Below are 14,270 nucleotides of genomic sequence, written 5' to 3'. Positions count from 1 at the left end.
TTCGGATCGTCTTAGCAGGGGGTTGCGGCGCCTTTGCGCGCGTACCACCACCAGGTCACCACAATGCAGCTCAGGTAAAAGCCGACGAACATGTAGAAAGCCATCTCAGGGCCGCCGGTCTGGGCCATCGAAGTGCCGAAGGATTTGGGAATGAAGAACGCACCGAAAGCGCCGATGGCCGAACTGAAACCGAGGACGGCGGCCGACTCTTTGCCGGCATCCTTGAGCGCTTGTTCGCGCACGGCAGGTGGTTTTCCGGCAGAGGCTTTTTCATGCTGGGTGCGAAAGATCACCGGGATCATCCGGAAGGTGGAGCCATTGCCGACACCGGTGGTGATGAACAGCAGCATGAACATGCCAAGGAAGCCGTAGAAGTTGCCGCCCGAACCGTTCTGGGGGAGGAAGTGCAATACGCCGAAGACCATCACGATCATCAGCATGAAGTTCCACAAGGTCACTTTCGCGCCACCGAGCTTGTCCGCCAGCCAGCCACCCAATGGGCGTACCAGCGCGCCGACCAATGGGCCGAGGAAGGCGAATTTCAAGGCGATGACATCAGGAAAGGAGGTCTTGATCAGCAGCGGAAACGCTGCGGAAAAACCGATAAACGAACCGAAAGTCGCCAGGTACAACCAGCACATCAGCCAGTTGTGCTTGCGTTTGAAGATAACGGCCTGGTCGCTGAACGAAGCGCGGGCACTGGACAGATCATTCATGCCGAACCAGGCCAGCAGCGTCACCAACACAATGAACGGCACCCAGATCAACCCGGCATTCTGCAACCACAATTGACCACCGTCGGCCAGGACTTGCGGTTTGCCGCCCATAAAGCCGAACACACCGAAGGTGATCACCAGCGGTACACAGAATTGCATCACCGAAACGCCCAGGTTACCCAACCCGGCGTTGAGGCCAAGGGCTGTACCCTGCTGAGACTTGGGATAGAAGAAGCTGATGTTGGACATGCTTGAGGCAAAGTTGCCGCCACCAAAACCGCAGAGCAAGGCGATCAATACGAACACGCTGTAAGAGGTGCTTGGGTTCTGCACGGCGAAACCCATCCAGATCGAGGGCAGCAACAGCGATGCGGTACTCAGGGCGGTCCAGCGCCGGCCACCGAAAATCGGCACCATGAATGAGTAGAAGACGCGCAAGGTCGCACCAGACAAACCCGGCAACGCCGCCAGCCAAAACAACTGGTCGGTGGTGAAGCTGAAGCCGATGGCATTCAAACGCACAATTACCGTGCTCCAGACCATCCACACCGCAAAGGCCAGCAGCAGTGCAGGAATGGAAATCCACAGGTTGCGGGTGGCAGTCTGTTTGCCGCTACGCCCCCAGAATGCGGGGTCCTCGGGGCGCCAGTCATGTATGACCGGGCCTTTGTCAGGCTTTTGCAGAACGGACATGTTCTTCTCCTTGGGCAATGCTGGAAAACGGGGAAGTGGTCACCGGCAGCTCTTTACCGAACACCGGGGTCTTGCGTATTTCGCTGAAGTACATCCAGGTGAGGGAGACCCAGACCACGCCGTACATCAACATGAAGCAGGAAGAGCGCACCCCGGTGAGGTCCACCAGGGCGCCGAACAGAATCGGCAACACGAAACCGCCCAGGCCGCCCGCCAGGCCAACGATGCCGGACACGGCCCCCATGTTTTTCGGGTAGTCATTGGCGATGTATTTGAAAACCGAGGCTTTGCCGAACGCGAAGGCGATGCCCATGACGAATAGCAGCACGGTAAACAGCGCGGGATTCAGGCCGATGTGAAAATCCATCGGACCATTGAGGGTCTGCACTTGCAGTTGGGTCTGTGGGTAGGAGAGCAGGAACAGGCAGATCCAGCTGACCCACAACACCCACCAGGTCACGCTTTGCGCGCCCCAGCGATCCGACATCCAGCCGCCGACGGCACGCAGGACCCCGCCGGGCAGGGAAAAACAGGCCGCCAGCAGCGCTGCGCTTTGCAGGCTGAAACCGTATTCCTGCACGTAGTACTTGGTCATCCACAAGGCCAGGGCGACGTAGCCGCCGAAGACGATCGAGTAGTACTGGCAGTAGCGCCACACCGCCGGATCTTTCAGCGAACGCAACTGTTCACGCAAGCTGGCGCCGGCGGCACTACGGTGGTTCTTGTTTTCGGCGCTGACGAACCAGAACAACAGCGCGGTAATGAACAGGATCGCGCTGAAGACCTTTGGCACCAGTTGCCAACTGCCGGCAGCGATCAGTGCCGGAGCGAGAAACTTGGTCACTGCGGCTCCCGCATTGCCGGCACCAAAGATGCCCATGGCGAAGCCCTGGTTCTCCTTATCGAACCATTTGGCGACGTAGGCAATGCCCACTGAAAACGAGCCACCGGCCAGACCGACGAACAAGCCCAGTACCAGGAATTGCCAGTAGGCGGTGGCGTGACTGATCAGGTACAGCGGTGCGACGCAGGACAGCATCAGCAAGAAGAACACGCTGCGACCACCAAAGCGGTCAGTCAGCAGGCCCAGCGGTAAACGCACCAGCGAGCCGGTCAGCACCGGGGTTGCGGCCAAGAGGCCGAACTGGGTTTCGTTGAGCTGGAGCAGTTCCTTGATCGGTACCCCGAGCACAGCAAACATCATCCAGACCATGAAACAGACGGTGAAGGCCAACGTACTCATGCCCAGCACCAAGCCTTGTCGTACACGCGGTTGGATCACAATGCTCTCCAGTCAGTTAGCCATGGCGGCAGACTAGAGAGGCGAACCCCGCAAAAACTTGATCCACGTCAACGAAGCCCATGAGGGCAAGGGGCTATCCTTGCCCGGCCTACCTCCAAGGAGGTAGTTCAAGAAAACCTTGAAACCCTTTATTTATCAGCTTCTTAAGGTTTTCCAGTAACGCCATTGCCGACAGGGAGACGTCGGCAACTCTTTAGAGGTAGCGCACCCGGGACTGGCTGCAAAACCGCACTCCGGGACGCCGTATGCTCAGTTTCCGTGTCTTTCCCCAGGATCATCGCTGATGATGCGCTGGTTGCGCAGCTCCCTGCCCGCTCGCGCCGGGTTGGCAGTGATCCTTATCGCCATACTCGCCCTTGCCAGTTCATTGAGCGCCGGATTGATCGCCTGGTTCAGTCAGGGCGATGCCGCAGCGATCAACACCGCAGGCTCGGTGCGCATGGAGACGTACCACCTGAGCTGGAAACTGGCCGCTGGCGCACCTGGCGAAGAAGTCGCCAGCATCACCGACAGCCTGCAAACTCGCCTCAACAGCCAGTCACTCAAAGCGGTACTGGAAGATGGCCCGCCCACCGCTCTGCAAATCAGCTATGGGCAAATCCAGCAACGCTGGAACGAGGATTTACGCCCGGCACTCGAACGTGGCGATGCGACCTCTTTTCAGGCTCTGACCCAGCCTTTCGTTGAACAACTGAACCAGTTTGTCAGCCTGTTGCAGCGCCAAAGCGAACAAAAGCAAGGCTGGCAACAGGCGATCCAGGGCCTGGCCTTGTTCACCACCATGATCGTCCTGCTGGTTGGGCTATATGAACTGCAGTACGGCGTTGTCACGCCCTTGAAAGAATTGGTGGACGCCACCCAGCGCTTTCGTCGTGGCGATTTCAAGGTGCGGGTCAACCATCAGTCCCAGGACGAACTGGGCCAGTTGGCCATGAGTTTCAATGCCATGGCGGAAACGATCGAAGAATCGCATCGCACCCTGGAGAGCCAGGTCCAGCAAAAAACCCTGAACTTGCAACAAGCCAATGCAGCCCTGGAGCTGCTGTACCAAAGCAGTCGAAACCTGGCCACACGCCTGGCCAACGCCGAAGGCCTGGACGAGTTGATCCGGCGCTTCCAGCAACGCCTGCCCGGCTTGCGTCTGTCGCTGTGTCTACAAGGACACTTGCAGGCACCCGCCCAGCAATTACTCGCCCTGCATGGGGCAAACAGTCGGGATGTTTGCGCCAGCAGCGATTGCGCCACGTGCCTGAAGCACCAAAAAACCAACCCGCAGACTTTCAGCATCAGCAACCAGGGCAGCGAACTGGGGGAGCTCAAGGCGCATTTTGTCGACGGGCATCCGGCGCAGGCCTGGGAAACCCAGTTGATCCAGGCCCTGGCCAACCTGATTGGCACCTCGCTTTCGCTCAAACGCCAACGGGAACAGGATCATCGCCTGCTGTTGCTCGAAGAGCGCACGATCATCGCCCGCGAACTGCACGATTCACTGGCCCAGGCCCTGTCCTACATGAAACTGCAAGTCAGCCGCATGCAGACCCTGATGCGCCGTGGCGAACCAGTCGAAACCCTGGAAACCGTCACCGCCGAATTGCGCGAGGGGCTGAACAATGCCTACCGCCAGTTACGCGAACTGCTGACCACCTTTCGCTTGCAGATTCACGATGCGGGACTGGTGCAAGAGCTCAAGGACACCGCCGAGGAGTTCTCCCGTCGCGGAGAATTTCAGGTCCACCTGCACGTCGATGCGCTGGCCTTTCCGCTCTCCGCCAGCGAGCAAATCCACATTCTGCAGATCACCCGCGAGGCACTCTCCAACTGCCTGCGCCACGCCCACGCACAAAACGCCTGGCTACAACTGCGCCAGGACGGCGAAACCGTCAGGCTCATCGTCGAAGACGACGGGCGCGGCTTCAGCGGCAACGTCGACCAGCGCGAACACCACGGCCTGAACATCATGGACGAACGAGCTCGCAGCTTGCACGGCCAATTGCAGATATTTTCCAGGGAGCCGCAAGGCACCCGTGTCCAACTGGAATTCCAGCCGGAGTTTCTCGGGCAGCAAACAGAAGGTAGCGTCACATGAACCCGTCCCAACAACACACCATCCTGCTGGTAGACGACCATCCGATGATGCGTCACGGCATCCGCCAGATGCTCGAACTCGAAGATGATTTCAAGATCGTCGGCGAAGCCGGCAACGGCGAAGAAGCACTCAGCCTCATTGAGCCGCTGCAGCCGGATCTGGTTTTGCTCGATAACAACATGCCGCAGATGAATGGCATTCAAACCCTGCGCCGATTACGCGCGATGCATTACACCGGCAAGGTGCTGCTGTTCACTGTCTCGGATGCTGAAGACGATATTCGCGATGCACTGCGCCTGGATGCCGACGGCTATCTGCTCAAGGACATGGAGCCCGAACTGTTGATTCAGTACATCCGTGATGCGCTGAACGGCGCGTTGGTGGTCAGCCCGGGGCTGACCCAAGTCATGGCCCAGGCGCTGCGTGCTCCTGCGCGTCAGGCGGTGGTGGAACTGACCGAACGTGAGCGGCAGGTGCTGAAAATCATCGCCAGCGGCTTCAGCAACAAAGTCATCGGGCACAAGCTCGGCATCACCGAAGGGACGGTCAAGGTTCACGTCAAGAACCTGCTGCATAAACTCGGCTTGCGTTCGCGGGTCGAGGCGGCGGTGTGGGCCATGGAGCATCTGCGCAACGCCGGCTGACGGGTATTCCTCTTTGGAGGTAGGCCTGCAGAGGCATAGGTCATCCGGGCCGCGCCCTCTACTATGACCGTCAGCGGAGGTACGCCATGCTGACCCACCCTTCTATCGTTTTAACGTTGCGCCGTCATCACCTGTTCAGCCAATTGCCGGAGAAAGTCTTCGAGGAAGTCTGCAGCCAGGCCATGCTCAAGCGCCTGAGTTGTCACTGCACACTCATGCACCAGGGGGATCCGGCCAAGCGTTTTTTCCTGCTGGTCAGCGGTCAGATCAAGTTGTACCGGCTCACCGGCGAAGGTCAGGAAAACCTCGTGGAGATCATCCAGCCAGGTCAGACTTTTGCCGAAGCCTTGCTGTTCAGCCAGGCCCGACTCTATCCAGTGAGCGCCACCGCGCTGAAAGACAGTGTGCTGGTCAGTATCGAGGGCAACCATTACCGCAACGCCCTGGAGGACCAGCCGAAGGTTTGCCTGGCGATTCTGGCCAGCATGAGCGTTCACTTGCACCTGCGTCTGCGGGACATAGACACGTTGACGCTGGCGAGCGCGAGCCGTCGGGTCATCAATTTCCTGCTCCAGGAACGCCATCCCGTCACTGGCCAGATCGTCTTGCAAGTATCCAAACGCCTGGTGGCATCGAAACTGGGGATTCAGCCGGAAACCTTTTCGCGGATTTTGCATCGGTTGGTCGAGTGCGGCCTGATTGCGATGGAACGACGCAATATCCGCATCCTCGCCAAAGAAGAGGCACTGGCGGCGTTCCAGTAGGCAGAATTGACCGCAATCAATTGAGTAACGTCATGCGCCTTGCACACTGGAAGAGCCCATCAATGGAGAGTGTCAATGCCCCCCTCAACTTTGCCTCTGGTTTACTCCTGCTCAGGCTGCTCCAACGTCGCCCAACTGGCCAACACCCTGGCCGTGCGGCTGGATCGCAGCGGCTTGGCTGAAATGTCCTGCATCGTCGGTATCGGAGGGCATGTGCCAGCGTTGCTCAACAAGGCGCGCTCGGGGCGCCGGATTTTCGCGCTGGACGGCTGCCCGCTGCAATGCGTCGAAAACTGCCTCAAGCAACATGGCCTGCATGCTGATGTGCACCTGATCCTGAGCCACTATGGGCTGCGCAAACGCCATGGCGAAGACTGCACGCAGGCGCAGAGTGATGAGTTGTTTGAGGGGATCAGGCAGTTGATTGCCAGTGATACTCGCCAGCATGAAACCGACAGCAAACGATGGCTTGAGGGCTGACGAAAATCTAATGTGGGAATGAGTCTGCTCGCGAAGGCGGTCTGTGGTTTGTTGATTGAGTACATATCCATTTCTGCCGTTACGGCGGCTTAGGGTTCCGCCCTTACGGCGGGTCACTTTCGAAAAGCGCGAAAGTAACCAAAGCGCTCTTGCCCCTTTCGTTCGGTGCCTCGCCCAGGCTCGGCATGCCCTCGCTCCGGTCCTGCTCCGTGGGCCCGCCGCCATCGGCCATCCATGGCCGGGGGCGGCTAACCCGGCATCCATGCCGGGTTGCCCACTGCGCAGAACCTCCACTCGGCCTCTCGAGGGGGCGTGCACCGCAAAGGCGAGGCGGCCTACCGGCCGGCCTGTCTCTTCAAACGTACTCATTTCCCTGTGGGAGCAAGCTCGCTCCCACAGATTCAATGCCACTTTGGCTCTAGCTGTTGATCTTGCTTTGGCTTTGGCTTTGGCTTTGGCTTTTGATCTTGATCTTGATCTGCCCCGTCGGAAGGCCGAGTGGAGGTTCTGCGCAGTGGGCACCGCGGTAAGGATGCCGCGGTAGCCGCCCCCGGCCATGGATGGCCGATGGCGGCGGGCCCACGGAGCAGGACCGGAGCAAGGGTACCCTGAGCCTAGGCGAAGGGCCGCACGTCAGGGGCGAAAGCGTTTGGTTACTTTGCGCTTTTCAAAGTAACCCGCCGTAAGGGCGGAACCCTAAGCCGCCGTTACCGCAGAAATGGATATGTACTCCGACCAAAAATACAGGTCGGCTATCAGGCCGCCAACCCCTTCCCCGCCCGCTCCAGATTGCGCCACAACCAAACAGGCAAAACATCGGGATCAAGACTGTCGATCAGATTCTTCAACGCCAGCCCCAACTCCGTATCCCCTTCAATCACCAAACGCCTGCGAAAAAACAGCGTGTCCGGATCTTCCTGGCGACTGGCCAGGAGCAGAAACTCTCGCCAATTGCCGCTGATGGTCACGTGAGCCGTGGCCTGCCTGGCAATTTGCAAGCCCTCGCGGCCCAGCGTCAGATACCAGGACAAGCCCAGATCCGGAATCCGCAGGCACAGCCAACGCCCACGCAGCACGTCGAACTCACCCTCGCGCAATGGCTCGGCGAGGCAGCGATTCAGTGCCTGTTGCAACGCCAGGCGCTGCACGGCAAAAGGCACCCGACGCACCAGCGGCAATAAGCGGTCGGCGCCTTTCAACAGCCACTTTTTTCGGTTCAACACAGGCCAACCTCCTCGACGCGCAACATGCCGGCCTGGCCATGCCAGTAACCATTGCAGCCTTCGACGAACAGCGGCGGTGTCTCGCCCAGACGAACCCGTTGATAGGCGCCGATCACCTCGGCCATGCCCTGAGCACGCGGGCTCAGACGCAGCAGATCGGCGCCGCAGGCCACCAGCCCGGAATAATCGGCCAGTAGATTGGTCACCTGCGCCGACATCGTTTGAATGCCATTGAGGGTGAACAACGGCTGCCCTTCCTGGCTGGTCAGCGCGAGACCATCGGGGTAGTTGATACAGCAAAACTGGCAGTCGTCCTTGGGCCGGTTTTCTGCGCGGGCCGTAAAACACCGTGCGGAATAGGCCAACGGCAAATGCCCGTAGGCGAAGATTTCCACTTCCGGTACTGTGCGGCCAAGTCCGCGGACCTGCTCGATCACATCGCCAATCAACGCTGCCGAACATTCTACTGGCGGCACCCAACGGGTCATTCCGCAGTCCAGCAATTGCGTCAGCGCGTGCCCGTTGTACAAATTGAGCGCCGGACCACCCACGAACGGCAATTTTCGCTCAGCCAAGAACTGCACCGCGCCCATGTCGTTGGCCTCCACCAACAATTGGCCGTTGTCGCAGAGTCGGCGCAGGCTGGAGAGTTCGGACGCGGCTTCGATCAGTGTCAGGCTGGAGATCACCAACTGCGTCTGGCTGCAGGCCTGTAACTCGCGCCCCAACCCCAGCCACTGATCCAGTGAAAACGCCCGGCGTTTCGAACACACGGTTTCGCCCAGATAAATCACATCCAGAGGCAAGGCCGACATCTCGGCGTAAAAGTTGCTGAGTTGCGCTTTGTCCCAATAGAACAGGACCGGTCCCAGGCTGAGTTTCATGTCGCGTCCCTCATTGCCATGATCGATGATAAGCGCCCAGGGTGGTCTGGCTGCCTTCGGACAAGCCGGCCAGTACCTGACGCCATTCCTCCTTGACCCGAAAACTGCCCGGTGAACCACGATGGGCATCCAGTGCCGCCCGCCAGACGCGAGTGACTTGTTCGACATAGGCCGGACTGCGTTGTCGGCCCTCGATTTTTACCGCTTCGACACCGATGGCCGTCAGCTCCGGGAGCAAGTCGAGGGTGTCGAGGCTGGTGGGTTCCTCCAGCGCATGAAAGCGTTTGCCGTCGACCAGGAAGCGACCCTTGCACAAGGTCGGGTAACCGGCCGGTTCGTCAGGGGTATAGCGGTCAATCAGCACTTCGCTGAGTCGTGCGCTCAAGCCTTGAGCGTCCTCGCTCCAGCGCACCGCCTTGGCCGGCGAACAGACACCGCACAGGTTCGGCGACTCGCCGGTAATGTAGGAGGACAGGTGGCAACGCCCTTCGGCCATGATGCACAAGCTGCCGAAGCCAAACACCTCGATGGGTACCGGGCTGCTGGCGGCAACCTGGCGTACTTGCGCCAACGACAACACCCGCGGCAACACCGCGCGTCGAATGCCGTAGCGCTGGGCATAAAACTCCAGCGCTGCGGCATGGGTTGCCGAGCCTTGGACCGACAGGTGCAACGCCAGTTGCGGATGTCGCTGGCTGGCATAGTCGAGCACCCCCGGGTCAGCGGCGATCAGCGCATCCACGCCGAAATCGGCGGCTCGATCGACTGCCCGCTGCCAGCGCTCCCAGCCCTTGGGTTGCGGGTAAGTGTTGACCGCGACGTAGAGTTTGCGTTGATGCTGACGGATGTGGGCGACCGCAGCGTCGAACTGCTTGTCGTCCATGTTGAGGCCCGCGAAATGCCGGGCGTTGGTGTCATCGCGAAAGCCGACATAGACGGCATCGGCGCCTTGGCGCACCGCCGCTTTTAGCGCAGGCAGGTTCCCTGCCGGGCAGACCAGTTGCATGGGTAATCCTCATGAAAAAACGCAGTCCGGGGCCTGATCAGTCATGGTTGGAATGCGCTTGTGGCGAGCGAGCTTGTTCGGGACGGCGTTCCGACGCTGGACTGCACAGCAGGCCTGAATAACAGGGCCGCTTCGCGACCCAGCGGGAGCAAGCTCCCTCGCCACACAGTCTAGCCAGACCGGCAGGCACGGCCTTGACGGCAATCAATTGCCATCAATGCATCAGGTCGGCGAAGGACAGGAACATCACGTTGTCGTGCTTGAGCACTTGCTGCTCGCACTCGATCACCGCCAGCCCGTCGGCCCAGCAGGCAGCGGTCAACATCGCCGAGCTTTGCTGAGGGTGCAGCGCCACGCTCAACTGGCCGTCAGCACCAGGCGTCAGCCTTGCCCGCAGGTACTGCCGGCGCTTGTTGCGTTGCAACCAGTCGAATCCGGCCGGGACGGCTAATGGCACCGGCAGCACGTCAGTCACGCCCTGGGCCCTGAGCAGGAACGGACGCACCACCACCAACGCGGTAATCAGCGCCGCCGAAGGATTGCCCGGCATGCCGATCCAGGGTTTGCCGGCGACTTCGCCATAAGCCAGTGGTTTACCCGGCTGAATGGCCAGCCGCCAGAAATCCACGCTGCCCAGTTCCTCGATTGCCTGTTTGAGGTGGTCCTCCTCGCCTACCGACACGCCGCCGGAACTCAGCAGCATGTCGCATTCCGAAGAAGCCAGGCTCAAGGCATGCCGACTGGCCGCCAACTCATCGGCCATGACGCCATAGTCGTGAACCTCAACGCCCCAACCGCGCAACAGCGCAGCCAGGCAATAGCGATTGCTGTTGTAAATCTGCCCCCGCACCAATGCATCGCCTGGCTCACGCAGTTCATTTCCGCTGCTGAGCAAGCACACTTGCAATGGTCGATAGACCTCGACCCGCGCTATGCCTGCGCCGGCCAGCAACCCCAGTTCTTGTGCGCGCAGGCGCTTGCCGGCCTTGAGTAACAGATCGCCTCGACGAACCTCTTCGCCTTTCTTACGCACGTGATCCCCCGCAATCACGGGCGGGAACCAGACACGCTCGCCCTCGATACGGCAGCGCTCCTGTGGCACCACCGTATCGGCCCCCGCAGGCAATGGCGCACCGGTAAAGATCTGCACCGCCTGCTGTGCGATCAAGGGCAAGCAGGCCTGATCCCCCGCCGCAATTCGCCCGCCAATCGGCAGATAACCACCTTCCGATGGCAGGTCGGCCGCCCTGAGGGCATAACCGTCCATGGCACTGTTGTCCCAGGCCGGCAGGTTCACCAGGGAGTGAAGGTCGGCTGCCAGAACTCGCCCCAAGGCTTGATCCAGACCGATCATTTGCGCCTGGGGTGGTGGCGGTGCCTGATCCAACAGACGATCGATGGCCTCGTCGACGGGTATCAGGTTGCCGAGATCGCACACCCGACCGGTCATGAGCGTGTCTCGCAGGCTTCGATGACCCGCTGCGTTTGCGGCTTCAAATGCGGGGCGAAGTTGCACGGGCCGGTACGACTGTCCAGTTGTTCCAACAGGATCATGTTCCAGGCTGTTCGGCAGGCCCCCGGCGAACCCGGAACGCAACACACCAGCACACCGTTGCTCATCCCGGCCAATGCCCGTGACTGCAAACTGGACATGCCGATTTCCGCCAGGGAGACCTGACGAAACAGTTCGCCAAAGCCTTCCACATGTTTGTCCAGCAAGGGCAAGACGGCTTGCGGCGTATTGTCGCGAGCGGTGAAGCCGGTGCCGCCGGTCATCAGTACAACCTGCACCTTGGGGTCGGCGATCCAGAGGGATACCTTTGCGCGGATCTGATAAATATCATCCTTGACCAGATCACGATCGACCAGCACATGCCCGGCCGTTTGCAGCAAATCAGTCAGGGTCTGTCCCGAGGTGTCGGTCTCGAAGGTGCGCGTATCGCTGATGGTCAACACGGCAATGTTCAGGGGTTCAAACGTGCGTTGCGCCAGATGGGCCATATCCAAGCCTTCCCGTAGATGAGGGTTTGGCCAAGCCTGAACCGCAATCGCGGCCTGGCCTATTCCTCCAAGGAGGTACCTCGACCGGGCAAATAGAGGCTCAAGGCGCCAGGCGGCTGCGATACCACACCCTGTCCTGCAGGCGGTAATCGAGACGGTCATGCAAGCGGTCGGCACGCCCCTGCCAGAACTCCAGGCGTTCCGGGTGCAGGCAGTAGCCGCCCCAATGCGCGGGTCGCGGCACGGTCTGGCCAACGAAACGTTTGATGGTGTCGGCCAACAGCGATTCCAGCGCTGCCCGACTGACCAGCGGCCGGCTCTGCGGTGAAGCCCAGGCACCCAGCCGACTGGCCATGGAGCGGGAATCGAAGTACGCGTCCGAGAGTTGCGGATCGAGCCTGGACACTCGGCCTTCAATACGAACCTGACGCTCCAGCCCCGGCCAGAAAAACGTCATGGCGGCATTCGGGTTAGCGGCCAGTTGCAGGCCTTTGTCGCTCTGGTAATTGCCAAAAAACGTAAAACCGTCGTCGCTCAAGCCTTTGAGCAGCAGAACCCGGCAATGTGGTCGCCCGTCACTGTCGACCGTCGCCAACATCATGCTATTGGCCTCGACAGGCGCGCACTCGGTATCGCGTGCCTGTTGCAACCACCGTCGAAACATGGCCAGGGGATCGTCCAGCGCAGCCTCATCCTGTAAGCCATTAAGGGTGTAGTTACGGCGCATCTGAGCCAGGGAAAGGGGCATGACGGTGATCTCCGGATGGTTTTTCGCAGTGTGCGAGCCACTGCGCCAAGCCACCTTGACCGTCATCAACATGCTGCGCCGCCCAGACTTACTTAAGGCGAAGACGCCGGGCCAGTTTGTGCAGATTGCTGGGATCGACTTCCAGCAACCGCGCGGCGCTGGCCCAGTTTTCCCCGGAAAGGCTCAGGGCATGGAGAATTTTTTGCCGCTGACAATCGTCGACGGCGTCGCTCAGGGCCTGGAATGGCACATCAGACGTCACTTCCCGCGGCGGTTCGACGCTCGCCCCTGCAGCGCCCATCGTACTGTCGAGATCAAGGACGTGCGGCTCCAGCGTCATGATCAGCGCGCGACTGGTGCCACGGCTGAGCTGCTTCAACGCGGCGCGACTGATCACATGCTCCAGCTCGCGCACATTGCCCGGCCAGGTATACGCCAGCAAGGCCCGCTCGGCCGCAGGCGACAAGCGCAAACCACGCAGGCCGAGCCGCGCCCGATTGAGTTCCAGGAAGTGCCCGGCCAGCATCAACACATCGTGACCGCGTTCGCGCAGTGACGGAATCGGCACCGGGTACACCGAGAGCCGGTGATACAGGTCCGCACGAAACAGGCCATCGCGGATACTATCTGGCAGATGCCGGTTGGTCGCGGCGATGATTCGCACATCGACATGCAACGGCTTGTCCGCCCCCAGTCGCTGGATCTCGCCGTTTTGCAAAGTTCGCAGCAACTTCGCTTGAACGCTTAACGGCAATTCACCCACTTCATCGAGAAACAGCGTGCCGCCGTTGGCCGCATCGAAACGACCCGCGCGGTCGCTGGTGGCGCCGGAAAATGCGCCTTTGACATGGCCGAACAACTCACTCTCTGCCAAAGACTCCGGCAAGGCGGCACAGTTGACCTGTACCAGCGGCTTGTGGCTGCGACGCGAAAGACGGTGCAGCCGTCGGGCGAACAGCTCCTTGCCGACGCCCGTTTCGCCCAACAGCAACACCGGCAAATCGGAATCGGCCAGTACATCCAGCTCATTGAGCAACTGGTGCAACACCTCACTCTGCCCGAGGATTTCACCTTCATCCGCAGGCATCCGCAGGTCTTGAAGATCGCTGCGGGACAAGCGCAAGCTGCGGTTTTCCTGTTCAAGCCGGGTGACGCGCACGGCGGCTTCGATCTGCAACGTGCAACGCTTGAGCTCCTCCCGGGCACGGCTGTCGAAGGTTCCGGCATGCAGCGCATCGAGCGTGATCGCACCCCAGATGCGACCCTCCACATACAGGCTCACACCCATGCAGTCATGCACCGGCAGCGGCTCGCCGACATGGTTGTCGAGCAGGCCGTCATAGGGGTCCGGCAGTCGACTGTCCGGCTCGAACCAGGTCGGCTCGCGCGACGCCATGATCGCTGCCAGCCGAGGATGCTGAGCAATGACAAACCGGCGCCCCAATGCCTCATGCACCAGCCCCACCGTCGCGACAGGCCTGAGACTGTCGTCGTCCAGACGCAGTAATCCCACCGCGCCACTGTTGAAGTATTCGCGCAGGGTCTGCACCAGTCGTTGCAAGCGTACGGCATTGGGCAACTCGACAATCAGGTCGGCTGCCAGGCTTTCTCGCAGCATGGTAGTAATTACCCTCTATGGTTGGATTCACCCTGAAGCGTCAGGGTATCTATCACCATAACTAAAAATTAATCCATATGAATCAGTCGTTTAAATATGGCATG

13 protein-coding genes are annotated in these 14,270 nt (G+C 60.3%); 4 read left to right on the top strand and 9 right to left on the bottom strand.

All coding sequences use genetic code 11. The annotated features are described in order from the left end of the window. Positions 1-11 precede the first annotated feature (11 nt). Positions 12-1,409 carry a NarK family nitrate/nitrite MFS transporter gene (locus AABM55_RS12360; protein ID WP_054596873.1) on the bottom strand — a complete coding sequence of 466 codons (1,398 nt, stop codon included), beginning with the start codon at positions 1,407-1,409 and terminating at the stop codon, positions 12-14. After that, positions 1,387-2,691, bottom strand: a complete 1,305-nt coding sequence (locus AABM55_RS12355) for a nitrate/nitrite transporter (RefSeq protein ID WP_054596872.1) — start codon at positions 2,689-2,691, stop codon at positions 1,387-1,389. The genes AABM55_RS12360 and AABM55_RS12355 overlap by 23 nt, the downstream gene beginning before the upstream one ends. Positions 2,692-2,995: 304 nt before the next feature. Here AABM55_RS12355 and AABM55_RS12350 point away from each other — a divergent pair, with 304 nt between their 5' ends. The 4 genes from AABM55_RS12350 to AABM55_RS12335 all read left to right on the top strand — a co-directional run bounded on the left by AABM55_RS12350 (position 2,996) and on the right by AABM55_RS12335 (position 6,686). Beyond that, positions 2,996-4,798, top strand: coding sequence for a HAMP domain-containing protein (locus AABM55_RS12350; protein WP_347929707.1), 1,803 nt, complete (start codon positions 2,996-2,998; stop codon positions 4,796-4,798). Continuing rightward, on the top strand, positions 4,795-5,442 hold the full coding sequence (narL, locus tag AABM55_RS12345; RefSeq protein ID WP_103315278.1) for a two-component system response regulator NarL: 648 nt from the start codon (positions 4,795-4,797) through the stop codon (positions 5,440-5,442). Before AABM55_RS12350 ends, narL begins: the two co-directional genes overlap by 4 nt. An 86-nt stretch (positions 5,443-5,528) precedes the next feature. Continuing rightward, positions 5,529-6,206 carry a Crp/Fnr family transcriptional regulator gene (locus AABM55_RS12340; RefSeq protein WP_054596869.1) on the top strand — a complete coding sequence of 226 codons (678 nt, stop codon included), beginning with the start codon at positions 5,529-5,531 and terminating at the stop codon, positions 6,204-6,206. Positions 6,207-6,281: 75 nt separating this feature from the next. After that, the gene (locus AABM55_RS12335) at positions 6,282-6,686 is read left to right on the top strand and encodes a putative zinc-binding protein (protein ID WP_347929706.1); all 405 of its coding nucleotides are present in this window, start codon (positions 6,282-6,284) and stop codon (positions 6,684-6,686) included. 755 nt (positions 6,687-7,441) lie between these two features. On the opposite strand, the gene AABM55_RS12330 is transcribed toward AABM55_RS12335, so the two are convergent. The 7 genes from AABM55_RS12330 to norR form a co-directional block, all read right to left on the bottom strand. After that, positions 7,442-7,909 (bottom strand): SCP2 domain-containing protein, encoded by a 468-nt coding sequence (locus AABM55_RS12330; protein ID WP_054596867.1) that lies wholly within the window; start codon positions 7,907-7,909, stop codon positions 7,442-7,444. Further along, positions 7,903-8,793, bottom strand: a complete 891-nt coding sequence (locus AABM55_RS12325; RefSeq protein WP_347929705.1) for a U32 family peptidase — start codon at positions 8,791-8,793, stop codon at positions 7,903-7,905. Before AABM55_RS12325 ends, AABM55_RS12330 begins: the two co-directional genes overlap by 7 nt. A 10-nt stretch (positions 8,794-8,803) precedes the next feature. Beyond that, a complete protein-coding gene (locus tag AABM55_RS12320; RefSeq protein ID WP_054596865.1) occupies positions 8,804-9,799 on the bottom strand; it encodes a peptidase U32 family protein in 996 nt (331 codons plus the stop codon). A 214-nt stretch (positions 9,800-10,013) separates the two neighbouring features. After that, positions 10,014-11,249 carry a gephyrin-like molybdotransferase Glp gene (gene glp, locus AABM55_RS12315; protein WP_347929704.1) on the bottom strand — a complete coding sequence of 412 codons (1,236 nt, stop codon included), beginning with the start codon at positions 11,247-11,249 and terminating at the stop codon, positions 10,014-10,016. Further along, positions 11,246-11,800 (bottom strand): molybdenum cofactor biosynthesis protein B, encoded by a 555-nt coding sequence (gene moaB, locus AABM55_RS12310; RefSeq protein ID WP_054596863.1) that lies wholly within the window; start codon positions 11,798-11,800, stop codon positions 11,246-11,248. Before moaB ends, glp begins: the two co-directional genes overlap by 4 nt. 100 nt (positions 11,801-11,900) lie before the next feature. After that, on the bottom strand, positions 11,901-12,548 hold the full coding sequence (pdxH, locus tag AABM55_RS12305) for a pyridoxamine 5'-phosphate oxidase (RefSeq protein WP_347929703.1): 648 nt from the start codon (positions 12,546-12,548) through the stop codon (positions 11,901-11,903). Positions 12,549-12,636: 88 nt separating this feature from the next. Further along, complete coding sequence (norR, locus tag AABM55_RS12300) at positions 12,637-14,166, bottom strand: nitric oxide reductase transcriptional regulator NorR (RefSeq protein WP_054596862.1); 1,530 nt, start codon at positions 14,164-14,166, stop codon at positions 12,637-12,639. Between the last annotated feature and the right edge of the window lie 104 nt (positions 14,167-14,270).

Source organism: Pseudomonas helvetica (assembly GCF_039908645.1).
GTDB classification, from domain to species: domain Bacteria; phylum Pseudomonadota; class Gammaproteobacteria; order Pseudomonadales; family Pseudomonadaceae; genus Aquipseudomonas; species Aquipseudomonas helvetica.
Note: the sequence above shows the minus strand (reverse complement) of the source record. Positions and strands in the feature narration are given on the sequence as shown.

What these genes read in the sequence shown, in the direction of transcription:
- AABM55_RS12360 (WP_054596873.1), bottom strand. Translation starts at nt 1,409, where the DNA reads ATGTCCGTTCTGCAAAAGCCTGACAAAGGCCCGGTCATACATGACTGG.
- AABM55_RS12350 (WP_347929707.1), top strand. Translation starts at nt 2,996, where the DNA reads ATGATGCGCTGGTTGCGCAGCTCCCTGCCCGCTCGCGCCGGGTTGGCA.
- narL (WP_103315278.1), top strand. Translation starts at nt 4,795, where the DNA reads ATGAACCCGTCCCAACAACACACCATCCTGCTGGTAGACGACCATCCG.
- AABM55_RS12340 (WP_054596869.1), top strand. Translation starts at nt 5,529, where the DNA reads ATGCTGACCCACCCTTCTATCGTTTTAACGTTGCGCCGTCATCACCTG.
- AABM55_RS12335 (WP_347929706.1), top strand. Translation starts at nt 6,282, where the DNA reads ATGCCCCCCTCAACTTTGCCTCTGGTTTACTCCTGCTCAGGCTGCTCC.
- AABM55_RS12325 (WP_347929705.1), bottom strand. Translation starts at nt 8,793, where the DNA reads ATGAAACTCAGCCTGGGACCGGTCCTGTTCTATTGGGACAAAGCGCAA.
- AABM55_RS12320 (WP_054596865.1), bottom strand. Translation starts at nt 9,799, where the DNA reads ATGCAACTGGTCTGCCCGGCAGGGAACCTGCCTGCGCTAAAAGCGGCG.
- glp (WP_347929704.1), bottom strand. Translation starts at nt 11,249, where the DNA reads ATGACCGGTCGGGTGTGCGATCTCGGCAACCTGATACCCGTCGACGAG.
- moaB (WP_054596863.1), bottom strand. Translation starts at nt 11,800, where the DNA reads ATGGCCCATCTGGCGCAACGCACGTTTGAACCCCTGAACATTGCCGTG.
- pdxH (WP_347929703.1), bottom strand. Translation starts at nt 12,548, where the DNA reads ATGCCCCTTTCCCTGGCTCAGATGCGCCGTAACTACACCCTTAATGGC.
- norR (WP_054596862.1), bottom strand. Translation starts at nt 14,166, where the DNA reads ATGCTGCGAGAAAGCCTGGCAGCCGACCTGATTGTCGAGTTGCCCAAT.